The sequence below is a fragment of the Salmonella sp. 32010601201800023SM genome (assembly GCF_017572235.1).
Taxonomy (GTDB): domain Bacteria; phylum Pseudomonadota; class Gammaproteobacteria; order Enterobacterales; family Enterobacteriaceae; genus Salmonella; species Salmonella enterica.
The window spans coordinates 438,196-455,558 of record NZ_JAGEQS010000002.1 but is presented as its reverse complement, the minus strand read 5'-3'; the positions used below and the strand labels follow the sequence as shown (position 1 = coordinate 455,558).

The following is a 17,363-nucleotide window of genomic DNA, read 5'->3' as shown; positions in this document are numbered from 1 at the left end:
CGCCGGATGGCGGCGTGACCGCCTTATCCGGCCTACAACTCAGCGTAACTGTTGCCCCGCTTTCAGCGTTGCAGCCACGTTGCGCGCGGTCATTCGTACGTTTTCACTCGCATTCTTCAGCGCGTCCTCCAGCGTGCAGATGGTATAAATCACGCTGAAAACCGCATCAAGCCCATGTTCATGAACCACGCTAACGTCCGCCGTCAGGCTACCCGCAATACCAATTACCGGCTTGTTATACCGTTTGGCGATGTTTGCCACGCCAATAGGGACTTTACCGTGAATGGTCTGGCTGTCGATGCGTCCCTCGCCGGTGATGACTAAATCAGCATCCGCAAGACACGCTTCCAGATGAAGCGCATCGGTGACAATCTCAATGCCACGCCGTAGCTGCGCGCCGCAAAACGCGTATAACGCCGCCCCCATGCCGCCTGCCGCGCCGCCGCCTGCCAGATCCAACACATCGACATGCAGATCGCGGGCAATCAAATGCGCATAGCGAGTCAATGCCGTATCCAGGCGTTCAATCATTTCCGGCGTCGCCCCTTTTTGCGGACCAAAAACCGCAGACGCGCCCTCTTTGCCGGTAAGGGGATTCGTGACATCGCAGGCGACCTCTATATGGCACGCCGACAAACGCTTATCCAGGCCGCTGATATCAATGCTGGCGAGTGTTTCCAGCCCAATGCCGCCTTGCGCAATATCATTGCCCTGCGCATCCCGTAGCCTGGCCCCCAGCGCCTGCACCATCCCCGCGCCGCCATCGTTGGTGGCGCTACCGCCGATACCAATAATGATATGCTCAACGCCCGCATCCAGCGCATGACGGATCAGCTCGCCAGTTCCCCATGACGTGGTCTTCAACGGATCGCGTTGCGCGGGCGGCACCTGCTCCAGCCCGCTGGCGGCCGCCATTTCAATGAACGCGGAACGCGCATCGCCGGAAAGCCCATAAAACGCATTGACGCGATGCCCCAACGGCCCGGTGACCTCAACATGCACGATTCGACCCGCCGTCGCTTCAACCATCGCTTCGACAGTACCTTCTCCGCCATCAGCCAGCGGCAATTTCAGGTAATCGGCGTCAGGCCAGATCTCGCGAAATCCTTGTTCAATGGCGGTCGCTACCTCAAGAGCACTCAAACTTTCCTTATACGAGTCTGGTGCGATCACTATTTTCATAAGTCGTCCTTACGCATGTTGATCCTGTTAAGCATACACCCAGAGAAGCACCGGTTCCTTACGGAACCGGTTCTGACTTAACGCACCATGCAAGGACGCTTATTATCAAACGTCCAGCCAGGAATTAAGTACTGCATTCCCATCGCGTCGTCACGCGCGCCTAAGCCATGTTTTTGATAGAGCTCATGCGCTTTCATCACCTGATCCATATCGAGCTCAACGCCCAGCCCCGGTTTGGTCGGTACTTGCACCATGCCGCCTTTAATTTCAAACGGTTCTTTAGTCAGACGTTGGTTGCCTTCCTGCCAGATCCAGTGGGTATCGATCGCGGTGATCTTGCCCGGCGCCGCCGCGGCAACATGGGTAAACATCGCCAACGAAATATCAAAGTGGTTGTTAGAGTGCGATCCCCAGGTCAGACCGAACTCATGACACATTTGCGCCACGCGTACAGAGCCTTGCATAGTCCAGAAGTGCGGGTCCGCCAGCGGGATATCGACGGATTGCAGCGACAGCGTATGCCCCATTTGACGCCAGTCGGTCGCTATCATATTGGTGGCCGTCGGTAATCCGGTCGCGCGACGGAATTCCGCCATCACTTCACGACCAGAAAAACCCTGCTCCGCGCCGCACGGATCTTCTGCATAGGCCAGAGAACCTTTCAGGTATTTACCAATGCTGATCGCTTCGTTCAGCGACCAGGCACCGTTTGGATCGAGCGTAACGCGCGCTTGTGGGAAACGTTTCGCCAGCGCCACGATTGACTCGGCCTCTTCTTCGCCCGCCAGCACGCCGCCTTTCAGTTTGAAGTCGTTGAAGCCGTATTTTTCATAGGCGGCTTCCGCCAGACGCACTACCGTTTCCGGCGTCATCGCCTCTTCATGGCGCAGACGATACCAGTCGCATTGCTCATCCGGCTGGCTCTGATACGGCAGCGGCGTGGCCTTGCGATTGCCGACAAAGAACAGATAACCCAGCATTTCGACTTCGCTGCGCTGCTGACCGTCGCCTAACAGCGAAGCGACGTTGACGCCCAGGTGTTGGCCCAAAAGGTCAAGCATTGCCGCTTCAATGCCAGTCACCACATGGATAGTGGTACGGAGATCGAACGTTTGTAAGCCGCGTCCGCCCGCATCGCGATCGGCAAACTGGTTGCGAACGGCGGTCAGGACATTTTTATATTCACCCAGCGTTTTTCCCACCACCAGTGGGATCGCATCTTCCAGCGTTTTGCGAATTTTTTCGCCGCCCGGAATCTCGCCAACCCCGGTATGGCCGGAGTTATCTTTAATAATGACGATGTTGCGCGTAAAGAACGGGGCGTGCGCGCCGCTCAGGTTCATCAGCATACTGTCATGACCCGCAACCGGGATAACCTGCATTTCAGTCACTACAGGCGTCGTAAATTGAGTACTCATAACTGTGTCCTTATTCAGAATTAGTGACGACCAAAAACAGGGCGTTTGCGGTCAAAAGTCCAGCCGGGGATCAGGTATTGCATCGGGCCTGCATCATTACGCGCGCCGCCTGGCAGCTTTTTATACGCGTCATGCGCTTTTCGCACCTGTTCCCAGTCAAGCTCCACGCCCAGTCCTGGCGCATCCGGAACGGCAATTTTGCCGTTTTTAATTTCCAGCGGATTTTTAGTCAGGCGGCAATCGCCCTCCTGCCAGATCCAGTGCGTATCAATAGCGGTGGGTTTGCCTGGCGCCGCCGCGCCGACATGGGTAAACATCGCCAGTGAAATATCAAAATGGTTATTCGAATGGCAGCCCCAGGTTAGCCCCCAGTCATCGCACAGTTGCGCCACGCGAACGGCGCCGGTGAGGGTCCAGAAATGCGGGTCGGCAAGAGGAATATCTACCGCGTTGAGCATCACCGCGTGTCCCATTTCACGCCAGTTGGTGGCAATCATATTGGTCGCCACCGGCAGTCCTGTCGCGCGGCGGAACTCCGCCATGACTTCACGACCAGAGAATCCTTGCTCCGCGCCGCACGGATCTTCCGCGTAGGTCAGTACATCATTCAGCCCTTTGCACAACGCAATGGCTTCATCCAGTAGCCAGGCGCCGTTCGGATCCACGGTAATACGCGCGTCCGGGAAGCGTTTTTTTAGCGCGCGAACGGTATCAATCTCTTGTTCGCCCGGCAGCACGCCGCCCTTGAGTTTAAAATCTTTAAAGCCGTAGCGATCCTGAGACGCTTCCGCCAGCCGCACGACCGCGTCGCTGTTCAGCGCTTCCTGATGGCGCAGGCGATACCATTCATGGCTGCCCGGCGTGCTTTCCAGATACGGCAGATCGGTTTTAGTGCGATCGCCAATATAGAAGAGATAGCCCAACACGGTGACGGCATCGCGCTGTTTACCTGGCCCTAACAGTTCACAGACCGGCACATTAAGCGCCTGTCCCAGTAGATCAAGCAGCGCCGCTTCCAAAGCCGCCACCGCGTTAACCCGCAGTTCAAACGTCCATGCGCCTTTGCCAAAGGTGTCAAAATCAGCGGCCTGGTTGCCTTTATGCACCTGCTGCACCACTTTGTTCAGGCGGGCGACTTCCTGGCCTAATACCATCGGAATAGCATCGACCAGCGTCTGATAAATCACTTCTCCGCCCGGCGCCTCGCCGACGCCAGTATGCCCGGCGTTATCGGTGAGGATGACGATGTTACGGGTGAAGTACGCGTTATGCGCGCCGCCGATGTTGAGTAGCATACTGTCATGTCCGGCAACCGGAATGACCTTCATGTCCGTAATAACGGGACTGGATTGCGTTGTCATGATAATTGTCCTGCGACAGGTTTCAGTTCAATACGCTTAATATCGCCTACCAGCACCAGATAGCTGATGATGGCCACCAGGGCATGTACGCCGACATAGATCAACGCGCCGTTGAAGGAACCGGTGGTGCCAACGATGTAACCAATCGCGATTGGCGTCACAATACCGGAGATATTGCCGAACATATTAAACAAGCCGCCGGAAAGACCGCTGATCTCTTTCGGCGCGGTATCCGCCATTACTGCCCAGCCCAACGCGCCGATACCTTTACCGAAGAAGGCCAACGCCATAAAGCCGATGATCATCCATTCCACGTTCACATAGTTACAGAACACCATAACCATTGACAGCAACATTCCCAGCACAATCGGCGTCTTGCGCGCGATATTCAGGGAGCCAGTACGACGCATCAGCCAGTCGGAAATGATGCCGCCCAACACGCCGCCGATAAAGCCGCAGACTGCAGGAACCGAGGCGACAAAGCCCGCTTTGAGAATCGACATGCCGCGCGCCTGGACCAAATAGACCGGGAACCAGGTAATAAAGAAATAGGTCAATGCGTTAATACAGTACTGACCGATGTAAACGCCAATCATCATACGAGAGCCCAGCAGCTGTTTGATCTGGCCCCATTTGACGCTAAACGGTACTTTCGCTTTGGTGTCTTTCTGATCCATATTGATCAGCGCGCCGCCTTCTGCGATGTACTCCAACTCTTTCTTATTTACGCCCGGATGGTTATTTGGTTCATGGATAACTTTCAACCAGATAAAGCTGATGATGATCCCTAACCCGCCCATAAAGAAGAAGACATGCGACCAGCCCACTTCGTGCGTCAGCCAGCCCATAATCGGCGCGAAAATAACCGTGGCAAAGTATTGCGCGGAGTTAAAGATGGCCACCGCCGTTCCCCTCTCCTGCGCCGGGAACCAGGCTGCAACAATGCGACTGTTGCCCGGGAAAGAAGGCGATTCCGCCAGACCGACCAGGAAACGAAGCGTAAAGAGGGCGACAATAATGCCGAAACCACTAAAGATATCGACAAAACCCTGCAACAGGGTGAAGACTGACCAAATGAAAATAGACCAGAAATAGACGCGTTTGGAACCAAAGCGGTCCAGCAGCCAGCCGCCCGGGATCTGCCCGATAACATAGGCCCATGAAAAAGCAGAAAAAACATAGCCCATACCTACCGGATCAAGGCCGATATCTTTGGCCATTTCTGAGCCGGCAATGGACAATGTGGCGCGGTCGCCGTAGTTGAAGGATGTGACGATAAACAGCATCACCACTATCCAGTAGCGGGCGTTCGTGCGTTTCTCCGCACTGCTCGCCGCGTGACTTAATGAACTCATTGTTGCACTCCTGAAATTTCGCGTTAGCTACGCTCACTCTGAACTGCACAACCGGTAGGGAATCAGAGATAACGTTTCCTTGTTGCAGCTTTTATTAGGTCGTTTGCTTTGCACGCTGCATGCTTTTATTCACTGGCAGGAGAAGTATAAAAAGCGCGCCACACACACTCACCGTGCAACAACACAGTATTTTGGCGATGAATTACGCCTGTTTATGGCAAAAGCCCAGGACAGTGGAAGCCACTTCACGGAAATGAAATCAGAAGGCGTCGGCGTCGACGCAGGAGGAATAAAAAGAGAAGAATGTGAAACAGGTCGCTTGATTACATGAAAACGCCCGTAAAAAACTGCCGCTTTTGCGGGCATATGCCCAAAGCTAACACGATTCAGTTACTTTACACTGTATACAGGTCGTTATTTGCTTACTGGCAACGCAAGCAAACGAAAAGGTACCCTCCCGTAGGGGGGAGGGATTTACCTCAGGAAAGTAAAGTTCCCCAGTTTTCAACCCAGGGATTGGACTGGCTCTCCGGCTCCGGATGTTCGCTGGCGTCAATGAATAATATCTCCCCCACCCGCTGCGCGCTTTGCTCTTGCAACAGGGCATCAAACTGTTTGCCGCCATTACAGAAATTGGGGTAGCTGCTATCACCTAGCGCAATCACCCCGTAACGCAGGTTTGGTTGAAAACCGACTGTATCTTTAATGCCGTGAAAGAGCGGCGCAATGCTATCCGGTAGATCGCCCTGCCCGGTCGTCGAGGTAACGACCAGCGCAACCTTATCCTGATATTGCTGCCAGTCGGACAGTTCAGGATCTTCAAACACGGTCGCGCTGTGGCCCTGTCTGGCGAGGATCGCTTCCGCTTCTTCCGCCACCAGCAGTGAGTTGCCATACATGGTCCCGACAAAAATACCAATTTCTGCCATTATGCGTATCTCCCTGAATTATGCCTGATGAGTCTCATCCTGCCGGGACGCCGCCGTAAACTCAACCCTTTCATTGTCAGGGAGAAGTCCACGCCAGCCAAACTGTGTCAGCGCCTGCATCCAGGTTTCATCCAACCCGGCCTGAATTATCAACGGCTGTCCGGTGAAGGGGTGCGTCAGTTCAAGCCGACTGGCATGAAGCATCAAGCGACGACAGGCAAAATGCTCTGCGGCACTGCGGTTTTGTCGCAAATCGCCATGCTTGCTGTCGCCGATGATAGGATGACGCAGATGCGCCAGATGACGACGAAGCTGGTGCTTGCGTCCCGTTTTTGGTTCCAGCTCAACCAGACCATAACGCGTGGTGGGATAACGTCCGGTCGGCACTGCCATTTCGACCGTCGCCAGTCCGCGATAGTGCGTTACAGCCGGCTGGGGCGCTTTATCTTCGCGGGCGAATTTATCGGCAATTTTATCGCGCTCTTCCACCAGCGGATAATCCAGTACCGCGTCATCCATCAGCCAGCCGCGCACAATGGCATGGTAGCGTTTACGGATGTGGTGCTGCTCGAACTGCTGCGCCAGACGGCGTCCCGCTTCGCTGGACAGCCCCATTAACAGTACGCCCGACGTGGGTCTGTCGAGACGGTGGGCGGTAAAAACATGCTGCCCGATTTGGTCGCGCACCGTTTGCATGACCACGACTTTTTCGTCGCGATCCAGCCAGCTCCGGTGAACAAGCCAGCCTGCGGGTTTATTCACGGCAACCAGCCACGGGTCTTGATAGAGGATCTCCAGCATCAGGATTTATCGCGGGCGAATAGCGCATCCAGATCCTGCAAAACCGCCAGGATCGCCTCCCGCTGCGGATGATCCGCCGCCAGCGCCATTTCATAATAAGGGGCGACGGCAAACGCCTCGGGCAGCGGCTGCGCATTATCAAGTAGGGTATGCATACGTGGGATCAATACCCATTGCAGCCATTCCAGCGGTTCCATGGTATCCATAAAAAATGGTTGGGTGCTGGTAAACAGGTGCGCCTGCGGCGCATCCTGCCGCCAGTGGCGATGCTCGCGCAGCAGCGTTTCAAGCGTATGTAACTGCTGACGCACACGGTCATGAGTCGTCATGTTAAAAACCTCAATGATGAAAATCTGGCGCGAAGAATAACAAAAAAAAGGGAGCACTGTATAAACAGTGCTCCCGGTTCGTTTCGCAGCATTCCAGCTACTTTTCGTGCTCCCTGCTCATCCGTGACAACTTTTCCTGTGACCTTACGGCCTGTTCATCCTGAACGTTTGCATCCTGCGCACATCGCCCGATGTGATAGCTTCATCCTGAAGCGTCCCTGGTCATCCAGACCCGCCGAACATCCTGATCGGCTCTCGTTCTCCGTCCTGGAGGTGTCCTTTAACGCATCCTGCGCTTTCCACTTTGCTTCATCCTGAAGCCTTTCCTTGTAACACCATCCTGGCGTGTCCTGCTGAAGCGTCATCATCCTGACGTTCGCTTCGTTGTACGACTCCCTGTCGACGAAGATAGAATCGCCTGTTTCACCTTGTCTTACAAGACGCTTACAGACAATACCTTAAGTAAATTTTCATATGAAAGTGCGCAAAAACATTTTAATTATTTGTTTTATATAGACTTACATAAGAAAACGGAACTCAGTATCCGCTGATATCCTGGCGATCTCCTACAGACTTTGTAAGAGATCTCTCACACCCGTTAGGGCAAACGATTACAGAAGAGGATTAAGTTGCGTAAGGAATTCCGCAAGCGTTACGGCAAGAACGGTGCGATTACGGGTGCCCAGCGTTTCTTTAATCACCTCGCCGGACAGATTACAGACCGAAATGACCTCAAGCTCATTTTCCTGCGTCGCAATAAAAAGCGTGGGAGGAAGCTTGAGCCGCTTTTGCGTGACCAGGTGGCCTATCAGATTTTCCTGCACGCGCCGAAAGTCATCCTGACTCCAGGTTTGCAGTAGCGTAAGCTTTTCATCCGCAAACTGCGCGGGCATGTCGCCAGCAAACTGCGTGGTGTAAAACGCGTGGAGCGCAGGTTGTACCATAATATCAAAGGCGCGTTCAACCGCGTTTACATTTTCTTCGCCTTCAAAAGGTTGCGGCTGCCAGTAAACGGCATCGCGGGTTGAAGAAATAATGCACGGAGAAGGTACGCCATACAGTTCTTCGCTCAACGGCCAGCTACCGTGTTTTTCTTGCCACGCGTCGCAGTAACGCGTCGTAAAGGCTTTCAATGCCTGCGCTGTCAGTTCGTCCACCAGTTTCTCTCTTCATAAAAGCCAGGATACACTTGGCGCATAGTGTATCTGGTTTATGACGGTGAAACATGTCTTCTTATGAAAACCATCAGGCTCTCGATGGCCTGACTCTCGGAAAATCAACGGATTACCGGGACAATTATGACGTCAGCCTGCTGCAGGGTGTACCGCGCAGTTTGAATCGTGACCCGCTCGGATTAACAGCCGATAATTTGCCGTTCCACGGCGCGGATATCTGGACGTTGTATGAACTTTCCTGGCTTAACAGCCAGGGTCTTCCGCAGGTCGCCGTCGGGCATGTCGAACTGGATTACACCAGCGTTAATTTAATCGAATCCAAAAGCTTTAAACTGTATCTGAACAGCTTTAACCAGACGCGCTTTGACACCTGGGAGACGGTGCGCCAGACGCTGGAGCGCGATCTGCGCGCCTGCGCGCAGGGCAACGTTAGCGTGAGGCTTCATCGTCTTGATGAGCTGGAAGGACAGCCTGTCGCCCATTTCCACGGCGCCTGTATTGACGATCAGGATATCAGTATCGACAACTACCAGTTTACTACCGACTATCTGCAACATGCGGTCAGCGGCGAGAAGCAAGTAGAGGAGACGCTGGTCAGCCATCTGTTGAAATCCAACTGCCTGATCACCCACCAACCGGACTGGGGCTCGATACAAATTCAGTATCGCGGGCGCAAAATCGACAGGGAAAAACTGCTGCGTTATCTGGTCTCCTTCCGTCACCATAATGAATTTCACGAGCAGTGCGTAGAGCGTATTTTTAATGACATTCTGCGCTTCTGCCAGCCGGAAACGTTAAGCGTTTATGCGCGCTATACCCGCCGCGGCGGGCTGGACATTAATCCCTGGCGCAGCAATACCGATTTCCTGCCCGCCACGGGCAGGCTGGCGCGACAGTAATTTTTTTGTCAATTTTGCGTGCCGGATTGCGCATGTAAGGTTGTGAAAGGTCATCAGCCAGGGCTATTGTAATCAACAGGGAATGGCGTGTTGCGTCCCATAAGGAGTTTACTTGATTACACATATTAGCCCGCTTGGCTCAATGGATATGTTGTCGCAACTGGAAGTGGACATGCTGAAACGCACGGCCAGTAGCGACCTGTATCAACTGTTTCGTAACTGTTCACTTGCCGTTCTTAACTCCGGCAGCCTGACCGACAACAGCAAAGAGCTGCTGTCCCGCTTTGAAAATTTCGATATTAACGTACTGCGCCGCGAGCGCGGCGTGAAGCTGGAATTGATTAATCCGCCTGAAGACGCCTTTGTTGACGGGCGGATTATTCGTGCGCTACAGGCTAACCTGTTCGCGGTGCTGCGCGACATTCTCTTTGTGAATGGGCAGATCCACAATGCTGGTCGTTTCCAGCATCTGGATCTTGAAAGCTCAACACATATCACCAATCTGGTGTTCTCCATTTTGCGCAACGCCCGGGCGCTGCACGTCGGCGAAGCGCCAAACATGGTGGTATGCTGGGGCGGCCACTCAATTAACGAAAACGAGTACCTGTATGCCCGTCGCGTCGGCACGCAGTTGGGATTACGCGAGCTGAACATCTGCACCGGCTGCGGCCCTGGGGCGATGGAAGCCCCCATGAAGGGCGCGGCGGTCGGTCACGCACAGCAGCGCTATAAAGACAGCCGCTTTATCGGCATGACTGAACCTTCCATTATTGCGGCTGAACCGCCTAACCCGCTGGTGAACGAACTGATCATCATGCCGGATATCGAAAAACGCCTGGAAGCGTTCGTCCGTATCGCACACGGTATCATCATCTTCCCGGGCGGCGTGGGTACGGCGGAAGAGCTGCTTTATTTGCTGGGAATTCTGATGAATCCAGCCAATAAAAATCAGGTGCTGCCGCTGATCCTGACCGGACCAAAAGAGAGCGCCGATTACTTCCGCGTGCTGGATGAGTTTATTACCCATACGCTGGGCGAAGCGGCCCGCCGTCATTACCGCATCATCATTGACGATGCGGCGGAGGTAGCGCGGCTGATGAAGAAAGCGATGCCGCAAGTGAAAGAGAATCGCCGCGATACTGGCGACGCCTATAGTTTTAACTGGTCGATGCGTATTGCACCGGATCTGCAGGTGCCGTTTGAGCCGTCGCATGAGAATATGGCCAACCTGAAACTGTACCCGGATCAGCCGGTTGAGATTCTGGCGGCGGATCTGCGACGCGCCTTCTCCGGTATTGTCGCGGGGAACGTGAAGGAGGTCGGGATACGCGCCATTGAAGCTAATGGTCCGTATAAAATCCACGGCGATCGAGAAATGATGCGTCGCATGGACGATCTGCTGCAGGGATTCGTCGCGCAGCATCGTATGAAATTGCCGGGTTCCGCCTACATCCCCTGTTACGAGATCTGCGCTTAGCGCTTATGCCCGGTTGCCGCCAGCAGCCGGGCGCTTCTCCCATTCCTTTCATTGCGGTATGGCAATTAACGCATGCCTTCATTTTTTATGATGATCATCAGAGGCATAGCCCGCATTGTTTTATAAACACCATTTATAATTCATCATAAATAGATTGCCAGGCAAACGTTTACTTCACTCCTCTTACCGTGATTTATCGGTTCAAACTCTTATTCTTCGCCAGAATTCACTAAAAACCTTGATTTTTATAGTCAAACCTCCGTATCTTGCGCCCCAATCTTTCCGGCCTTATATCGTTAATGGTAGCCTTCGCGCCCGGAAATTCGTTATGACGTTTTTTTAATAGATTAATGGTCCAAATTTATCCATGTAAGAAGCGGATTATTGCATTTGAGATCGGGATCACTGATAGATTCATCACTTAAATGTATCTTTCCGCCCGAAAATTATTACGGCGAAAAATTATATAAAAAGCGTCCCTAAGCAGATTTCATTTTACGATCAGGTCTTTTTTCATTGGATTAGACCAGCAACCTGATTTTTAGCATCCTCCAGGAGAAATAGATGGAAACCACTCAGACCAGCACTATTGCTTCGATTGACTCTCGAAGCGCATGGCGCAAAACGGATACCATGTGGATGCTGGGCCTTTACGGCACGGCTATCGGCGCGGGCGTTCTGTTCCTGCCGATCAACGCAGGCGTCGGCGGCATGATTCCGCTCATCATCATGGCGATTCTCGCTTTCCCGATGACCTTTTTCGCACACCGTGGTTTAACCCGCTTCGTGCTGTCCGGTAAAAATCCGGGTGAAGACATCACTGAAGTCGTTGAGGAACACTTCGGTATCGGCGCAGGTAAACTGATTACCCTGCTTTACTTCTTCGCGATTTACCCCATCCTGCTGGTTTACAGCGTGGCGATTACTAATACCGTGGAAAGCTTCCTGACCCACCAGTTAGCGATTAATCCGCCGCCGCGGGCGATTCTTTCCCTGATCCTGATTGTTGGCATGATGACCATCGTGCGCTTCGGCGAGCAAATGATCGTTAAGGCGATGAGTATCCTGGTATTCCCGTTCGTCGCTGCGCTGATGCTGCTGGCCTTGTACCTGATCCCGCAGTGGAACGGCGCGGCGCTGGAAACTCTGTCCTTTGATTCCGCCGCGTCTACCGGTAACGGTCTGTGGATGACGCTGTGGCTGGCGATTCCGGTGATGGTTTTCTCTTTCAACCACTCCCCGATCATCTCCTCCTTCGCGGTTGCGAAGCGTGAAGAGTACGGTGAAGGCGCTGAGAAGAAATGTTCTAAAATTCTGGCCTTCGCCCACATCATGATGGTGCTGACCGTGATGTTCTTCGTCTTCAGCTGCGTGCTGAGCCTGACGCCGGCAGATCTGGCAGCGGCAAAAGAGCAGAACATCTCTATTCTGTCTTACCTGGCGAACCATTTTAACGCGCCGATCATCGCCTGGATGGCGCCGATCATTGCGATGATTGCTATCACCAAATCCTTCCTCGGCCACTACCTTGGCGCGCGTGAAGGCTTTAACGGGATGGTGATTAAATCGCTGCGTGGTAAAGGTAAATCCATCGAAATCAACAAACTGAATAAAATTACCGCGCTGTTCATGCTGGTCACCACCTGGATTGTGGCGACGCTGAACCCCAGCATCCTGGGCATGATTGAAACCCTGGGCGGCCCGATCATCGCGATGATTCTGTTCCTGATGCCGATGTATGCCATCCAGAAAGTACCGGCAATGCGTAAGTACAGCGGTCATATCAGCAACGTATTCGTTGTGATTATGGGCCTGATTGCCATCTCCGCTATTTTCTACTCACTGTTCAGCTAAGTCCTTTAGCGCCGCTTACCGCGGCGCTTCTCTATGATACAACCGCAATGGATGCCCTATGATTAGCGTATTCGATATTTTTAAAATCGGCATTGGCCCTTCCAGTTCTCACACCGTCGGACCAATGAAAGCAGGCAAGCAGTTCACGGACGATCTGATTGCCCGCCATATCCTTACAGATGTCACCCGCGTCGTGGTGGATGTCTACGGCTCTCTGTCATTGACGGGTAAAGGCCACCACACTGATATCGCCATTATTATGGGCCTGGCGGGGAATCTGCCGGACACCGTCGATATCGACGCCATTCCGTCCTTTATCCAGGATGTGAACACCCATGGGCGTTTACTACTGGCTAATGGGCAGCATGAAGTCGAATTTCCGGTCGATAAGTGCATGAATTTCCACGCCGACAACCTGTCTCTGCATGAGAACGGGATGCGTATTACCGCGCTGGCGGGCGATAAAGCGCTCTACAGCCAAACCTACTACTCCATCGGCGGCGGCTTTATCGTCGATGAAGAGCACTTTGGTTTGACGAATAGCGAACCCGTTAACGTACCGTACCCTTACAAAACCGCCGCGGATTTACAGCGCCACTGCCAGGAGACGGGTTTGTCGCTCTCCGGTCTGATGATGCAAAACGAACTGGCTCTGCACAGTAAAGAAGCGCTGGAGCAGCACTTCGCCAGGGTCTGGGAGGTAATGCGCAGCGGTATTGAGCGCGGTATCACCACCGAGGGCGTATTGCCGGGCAAACTGCGCGTTCCGCGTCGCGCGGCGGCGCTGCGTCGGATGCTGGTCAGTCAGGATAAGACCACCACCGATCCGATGGCGGTCGTCGACTGGATCAATATGTTCGCGCTGGCGGTGAACGAAGAGAATGCCGCAGGCGGACGAGTAGTCACTGCCCCGACTAACGGCGCATGTGGTATTGTTCCGGCGGTGCTGGCGTACTATGACAAGTTTATCCGCGAAGTAAATGCTAACTCGCTTGCTCGCTATATGCTGGTCGCCAGCGCGATTGGCTCGCTGTATAAGATGAACGCCTCTATTTCCGGCGCCGAAGTGGGTTGTCAGGGAGAGGTCGGCGTGGCCTGTTCCATGGCGGCAGCGGGTCTGGCCGAGCTGCTGGGCGGTAGCCCGGCGCAGGTGTGCATCGCCGCAGAAATCGCCATGGAGCATAATCTGGGGTTAACTTGCGATCCGGTTGCCGGTCAGGTACAGGTTCCCTGCATTGAGCGTAACGCAATTGCTTCAGTCAAAGCGGTCAACGCCGCGCGTATGGCGCTGCGCCGTACCAGCGAACCGCGCGTATGCCTCGATAAAGTGATTGAGACCATGTACGAAACCGGTAAAGACATGAACGCTAAGTACCGCGAAACTTCGCGCGGCGGCCTGGCGATGAAGATCGTTACCTGCGATTAATTCTCAGCACATTTTAGGATCTGTAAGCCGGATAAGGCGCTCGCCGCCATCCGGCTTTTGTTGCCTGATGGCGCTTCGCTTATCAGGCCTACGGATAGCGCTATTTCGCAATGCTCGCCTCCCCCCGCCGTGAATGTTACCCTACGCGCAGGTTTGTAAGGGAGAACACCGTGGCTGCTCATCTGCTTATCGTCGACGCGCTCAATTTGATTCGCCGTATTCACGCCGTTCAGGGATCGCCCTGTGTGGAAACCTGCCAACACGCGCTCGATCAATTGATTATTCACAGCCAGCCAACCCATGCCGTAGCGGTATTTGATGACGACGCGCGCAGCAGCGGCTGGCGTCATCAGCGTTTGCCGGACTACAAAGCAGGACGTCCGCCGATGCCTGACGATTTACATAATGAAATGCCCGCCCTACGCGCCGCGTTTGAACAGCGCGGCGTACGCTGTTGGGCATCAGATGGTAACGAAGCGGACGATCTGGCGGCGACGCTGGCGCTAAAAGTTACCGAAGCCGGACACCAGGCAACCATTGTGTCAACCGATAAAGGCTATTGCCAGTTGCTCTCTCCGGGATTGCGCATTCGCGACTACTTCCAGAAACGCTGGCTGGACGCGCCGTTTATTGAAAAAGAGTTTGGCGTACTCCCCCGGCAGTTGCCGGATTACTGGGGTCTGGCAGGAATCAGTAGTTCGAAAGTCCCCGGCGTTGCCGGTATCGGCCCTAAAAGCGCGACCCAGCTGTTGGTTCAGTTTCAAAATCTGGAGGGAATTTACGCCCATCTGGACGAGGTGCCGGAAAAGTGGCGCAAAAAGCTTGAGACGCATAAAGAAATGGCATTTCTTTGCCGCGATATTGCACGTCTGCAAACCGATTTACATATCGACGGAAACTTACAGCAGCTACGGCTGGCGCGGTAGTTTTGTTGCCGGATGGCGGCGTGAACGCCTTATCCTGCCTACAGGACTGCACGAAATGTAGAGCGGATAAGCGCAGCGCCATCCGGCAAAATTACCAGGCGATATGATACAGTTCGACAATGTCCGCCAGACTCGCTTCACGCGGATTGCCGCCCGTACAGACATCATCGAACGCTGCCTGCGCCAGCGCCGGGATATCCTCTTTTCGAACGCCGACATCACGCAAATGCAGCGGAATTCCCACATCGCGATTTAGCGTAAATACGGCTTCCACTGCGGCATTACGCGCCTCTTCAAGGCTCAATCCTTCTACCTTCACCCCCATCGCCCGGGCGATATCACGGAATTTCTCGTTGGTAGACCCGGCATTGAAACGCATCACATGCGGGAGCAAAATAGCATTCGCGACGCCATGCGGCGTGTTGTAAAACGCGCCCAGCGGATGCGCCATCCCATGCACCAGCCCCAGCCCCACATTGGAAAACCCCATCCCGGCAACGTATTGCCCCAGCGCCATCGCCTCACCGGCCTCTTTTTCTCCGGCTACGGCGCCGCGCAGCGCGCCAGCAATAATCTCAATGGCTTTGATATGTAATGCATCCGTCAGCGCCCATGCGGCCCGGGTAATATAGCCTTCAATAGCATGGGTTAGCGCATCCACGCCCGTTGCTGCTTTCAGCGCGGGCGGCATACCGTCCATCATATCGGCATCGATAAATGCCGCCTGCGGAATATCATGCGGATCGACACAAACGAATTTGCGCCGTTTCTCTTCATCGGTAATCACATAATTGATAGTGACTTCCGCCGCAGTTCCCGCCGTTGTCGGGATCGCCATAATCGGCACGCTGGGTTTACGGGTCGGCGATAGCCCTTCCAGACTGCGCACATCGGCAAATTCCGGATTGTTACTGATAATACCGATCGCTTTGCAGGTATCCTGCGGAGAACCGCCGCCAATGGCGATGAGATAGTCCGCGCCGCTTTGGGTAAAGACCTTAAGCCCTTCCTGGACAACGGAAATAGTAGGATTAGGGATCACGCCCGCATAGATCTCCCACGCCAGCCCTGCGGCATCCATTCTGCTTGTCACCTTATCGACCACACCGCATTGCACCAGCGTTTTATCGGTAACAATCAGCGCTTTATGATAACCGCGGCGCGTCACCTCATCGGTTAATGCGTCCACCGCTCCCCGGCCAAACCATGCCGTTTCATTCAGAATCATTCTGTTCGCCATCGCCTGTCTCCTGACATCACTCTTCAATACGTAATCCGTAAGTTTTAAATTTCTCCAGTACGATAGCGATCGCCTCGTCATCCAGTACCGGTACCGGATCGACAATGGCCAGCGTACTTAAATAGAGCTGCGCCAGCACTTCCACTTCATGCGCCAGCCACAACGCTTTGTCTAAATTTTCTTCACAAGCGATAAGCCCGTGATGCTGTAACAGCGTCGCTTTACGATTTTTAAGCGCCACGGCAACATGGTCAGAAAGTTCGCGGGTGCCAAAAGTGGCGTAGGGCGCGCAGGGAATAGAGTTCCCCCCCGCGGCGGCAATCATGTAGTGAATCGCCGGAATCGGGCGATTCAGGATCGAGACTGCCGTACAATGGACAGCGTGGTTATGTACCACGGCATTGGCGTCAGGGCGCGTCTGGTATGCCGCCATATGAAAACGCCACTCGCTGGAAGGCAGCTTGCCCTGCTCATGCTGACCGTCAGCATCAATAAAGACAATGTGCGACTCTGTCAGCTTCTCGTAGGGGATCCCCGTCGGCGTAATCAGCAATCCGCCCTGATAACGTACGCTCACGTTACCTGCCGTCCCCTGATTTAACCCTAACCGCGTCATTTCCAGACAGGTATCAATAATCTGCCGCGCCAGTCTATTTCGTTCCATTATTTACCTCTCTCTGTGATTCAAAATGAGACAACAAAACCGCCTTTCGCATCGCGCTGCTGTCCTATTGAAATAATCGAATAGTTAGCAACTATCATCATACTGAATAAAGAGAAGGGAATTTAAATAACGATATTTTGTGATTCACATCAATTAATTCGCCACGATAAACCAGACGACTACCGTTTCTCTCGCCGATAAATGCCCGCTCTTAATAATATTTTTTAAAACGGGCAAAAATGAAGAATAAGTTACTACTGCCCGTTTTCGTGGCAATAATTTAATTCGGGCATTCAGTCTGTGGTTTTTTAAATTAAACATCTCAAA

16 protein-coding genes are annotated in these 17,363 nt (G+C 53.7%); 6 read left to right on the top strand and 10 right to left on the bottom strand.

What is annotated here, in order from left to right:
- Positions 1-39: 39 nt before the first annotated feature.
- From J4617_RS09590 to gudP, 4 genes are all read right to left on the bottom strand, one after another.
- Positions 40-1,182 (bottom strand): glycerate kinase, encoded by a 1,143-nt coding sequence (locus J4617_RS09590; RefSeq protein WP_000706479.1) that lies wholly within the window; start codon positions 1,180-1,182, stop codon positions 40-42.
- Between the two features lie 77 nt (positions 1,183-1,259).
- Positions 1,260-2,600 carry a glucarate dehydratase gene (gene gudD / locus J4617_RS09585; RefSeq protein ID WP_000107113.1) on the bottom strand — a complete coding sequence of 447 codons (1,341 nt, stop codon included), beginning with the start codon at positions 2,598-2,600 and terminating at the stop codon, positions 1,260-1,262.
- A 20-nt stretch (positions 2,601-2,620) separates the two neighbouring features.
- The gene (locus J4617_RS09580; RefSeq protein WP_017465989.1) at positions 2,621-3,961 is read right to left on the bottom strand and encodes an enolase C-terminal domain-like protein; all 1,341 of its coding nucleotides are present in this window, start codon (positions 3,959-3,961) and stop codon (positions 2,621-2,623) included.
- Positions 3,958-5,316: a galactarate/glucarate/glycerate transporter GudP gene (gudP, locus tag J4617_RS09575; protein ID WP_000097015.1), complete on the bottom strand. Its 1,359-nt coding sequence runs from the start codon at positions 5,314-5,316 to the stop codon at positions 3,958-3,960. The genes J4617_RS09580 and gudP overlap by 4 nt, the downstream gene beginning before the upstream one ends.
- 82 nt (positions 5,317-5,398) lie before the next feature.
- On the opposite strand from gudP, the gene J4617_RS09570 reads away from it, so the two are divergent.
- Positions 5,399-5,647 (top strand): hypothetical protein, encoded by a 249-nt coding sequence (locus tag J4617_RS09570; RefSeq protein ID WP_001531815.1) that lies wholly within the window; start codon positions 5,399-5,401, stop codon positions 5,645-5,647.
- Positions 5,648-5,795: 148 nt separating this feature from the next.
- On the opposite strand, the gene J4617_RS09565 is transcribed toward J4617_RS09570, so the two are convergent.
- The 4 genes from J4617_RS09565 to syd form a co-directional block, all read right to left on the bottom strand.
- The gene (locus J4617_RS09565) at positions 5,796-6,245 is read right to left on the bottom strand and encodes a flavodoxin (protein ID WP_000807738.1); all 450 of its coding nucleotides are present in this window, start codon (positions 6,243-6,245) and stop codon (positions 5,796-5,798) included.
- 18 nt (positions 6,246-6,263) lie between these two features.
- Positions 6,264-7,046 carry a tRNA pseudouridine(65) synthase TruC gene (gene truC, locus J4617_RS09560; protein WP_001619863.1) on the bottom strand — a complete coding sequence of 261 codons (783 nt, stop codon included), beginning with the start codon at positions 7,044-7,046 and terminating at the stop codon, positions 6,264-6,266.
- Positions 7,046-7,375: a YqcC family protein gene (locus J4617_RS09555; RefSeq protein WP_001522911.1), complete on the bottom strand. Its 330-nt coding sequence runs from the start codon at positions 7,373-7,375 to the stop codon at positions 7,046-7,048. Before J4617_RS09555 ends, truC begins: the two co-directional genes overlap by 1 nt.
- Positions 7,376-7,986: 611 nt before the next feature.
- Positions 7,987-8,532 (bottom strand): SecY-interacting protein, encoded by a 546-nt coding sequence (gene syd, locus J4617_RS09550; protein WP_001619865.1) that lies wholly within the window; start codon positions 8,530-8,532, stop codon positions 7,987-7,989.
- Between the two features lie 68 nt (positions 8,533-8,600).
- Here syd and queF point away from each other — a divergent pair, with 68 nt between their 5' ends.
- From queF to xni, 5 genes are all read left to right on the top strand, one after another.
- On the top strand, positions 8,601-9,449 hold the full coding sequence (queF, locus tag J4617_RS09545) for an NADPH-dependent 7-cyano-7-deazaguanine reductase QueF (protein WP_017465990.1): 849 nt from the start codon (positions 8,601-8,603) through the stop codon (positions 9,447-9,449).
- 112 nt (positions 9,450-9,561) lie between these two features.
- A complete protein-coding gene (ppnN, locus tag J4617_RS09540; protein WP_000627973.1) occupies positions 9,562-10,926 on the top strand; it encodes a nucleotide 5'-monophosphate nucleosidase PpnN in 1,365 nt (454 codons plus the stop codon).
- Between the two features lie 564 nt (positions 10,927-11,490).
- Positions 11,491-12,780, top strand: coding sequence for an HAAAP family serine/threonine permease SdaC (sdaC, locus tag J4617_RS09535; protein ID WP_000450462.1), 1,290 nt, complete (start codon positions 11,491-11,493; stop codon positions 12,778-12,780).
- A gap of 58 nt (positions 12,781-12,838) precedes the next feature.
- On the top strand, positions 12,839-14,206 hold the full coding sequence (sdaB, locus tag J4617_RS09530) for an L-serine ammonia-lyase II (RefSeq protein WP_000626376.1): 1,368 nt from the start codon (positions 12,839-12,841) through the stop codon (positions 14,204-14,206).
- Positions 14,207-14,376: 170 nt separating this feature from the next.
- Positions 14,377-15,132: a flap endonuclease Xni gene (xni, locus tag J4617_RS09525; protein WP_017465991.1), complete on the top strand. Its 756-nt coding sequence runs from the start codon at positions 14,377-14,379 to the stop codon at positions 15,130-15,132.
- Positions 15,133-15,223: 91 nt separating this feature from the next.
- Here xni and fucO read toward each other — a convergent pair whose 3' ends face one another.
- Positions 15,224-16,372, bottom strand: coding sequence for a lactaldehyde reductase (gene fucO, locus J4617_RS09520; protein ID WP_000013564.1), 1,149 nt, complete (start codon positions 16,370-16,372; stop codon positions 15,224-15,226).
- 16 nt (positions 16,373-16,388) lie between these two features.
- Positions 16,389-17,036 (bottom strand): L-fuculose-phosphate aldolase, encoded by a 648-nt coding sequence (gene fucA / locus J4617_RS09515; RefSeq protein ID WP_000440819.1) that lies wholly within the window; start codon positions 17,034-17,036, stop codon positions 16,389-16,391.
- Positions 17,037-17,363 lie beyond the last annotated feature (327 nt).

Bases quoted from the DNA above. Each gene is read 5' to 3' on its own strand.
- J4617_RS09555 (WP_001522911.1), bottom strand. From the start codon at position 7,375: ATGACGACTCATGACCGTGTGCGTCAGCAGTTACATACGCTTGAAACG.
- J4617_RS09580 (WP_017465989.1), bottom strand. From the start codon at position 3,961: ATGACAACGCAATCCAGTCCCGTTATTACGGACATGAAGGTCATTCCG.
- J4617_RS09565 (WP_000807738.1), bottom strand. From the start codon at position 6,245: ATGGCAGAAATTGGTATTTTTGTCGGGACCATGTATGGCAACTCACTG.
- queF (WP_017465990.1), top strand. From the start codon at position 8,601: ATGTCTTCTTATGAAAACCATCAGGCTCTCGATGGCCTGACTCTCGGA.
- gudP (WP_000097015.1), bottom strand. From the start codon at position 5,316: ATGAGTTCATTAAGTCACGCGGCGAGCAGTGCGGAGAAACGCACGAAC.
- fucA (WP_000440819.1), bottom strand. From the start codon at position 17,036: ATGGAACGAAATAGACTGGCGCGGCAGATTATTGATACCTGTCTGGAA.
- truC (WP_001619863.1), bottom strand. From the start codon at position 7,046: ATGCTGGAGATCCTCTATCAAGACCCGTGGCTGGTTGCCGTGAATAAA.
- sdaC (WP_000450462.1), top strand. From the start codon at position 11,491: ATGGAAACCACTCAGACCAGCACTATTGCTTCGATTGACTCTCGAAGC.
- gudD (WP_000107113.1), bottom strand. From the start codon at position 2,600: ATGAGTACTCAATTTACGACGCCTGTAGTGACTGAAATGCAGGTTATC.
- J4617_RS09590 (WP_000706479.1), bottom strand. From the start codon at position 1,182: ATGAAAATAGTGATCGCACCAGACTCGTATAAGGAAAGTTTGAGTGCT.
- sdaB (WP_000626376.1), top strand. From the start codon at position 12,839: ATGATTAGCGTATTCGATATTTTTAAAATCGGCATTGGCCCTTCCAGT.
- fucO (WP_000013564.1), bottom strand. From the start codon at position 16,372: ATGGCGAACAGAATGATTCTGAATGAAACGGCATGGTTTGGCCGGGGA.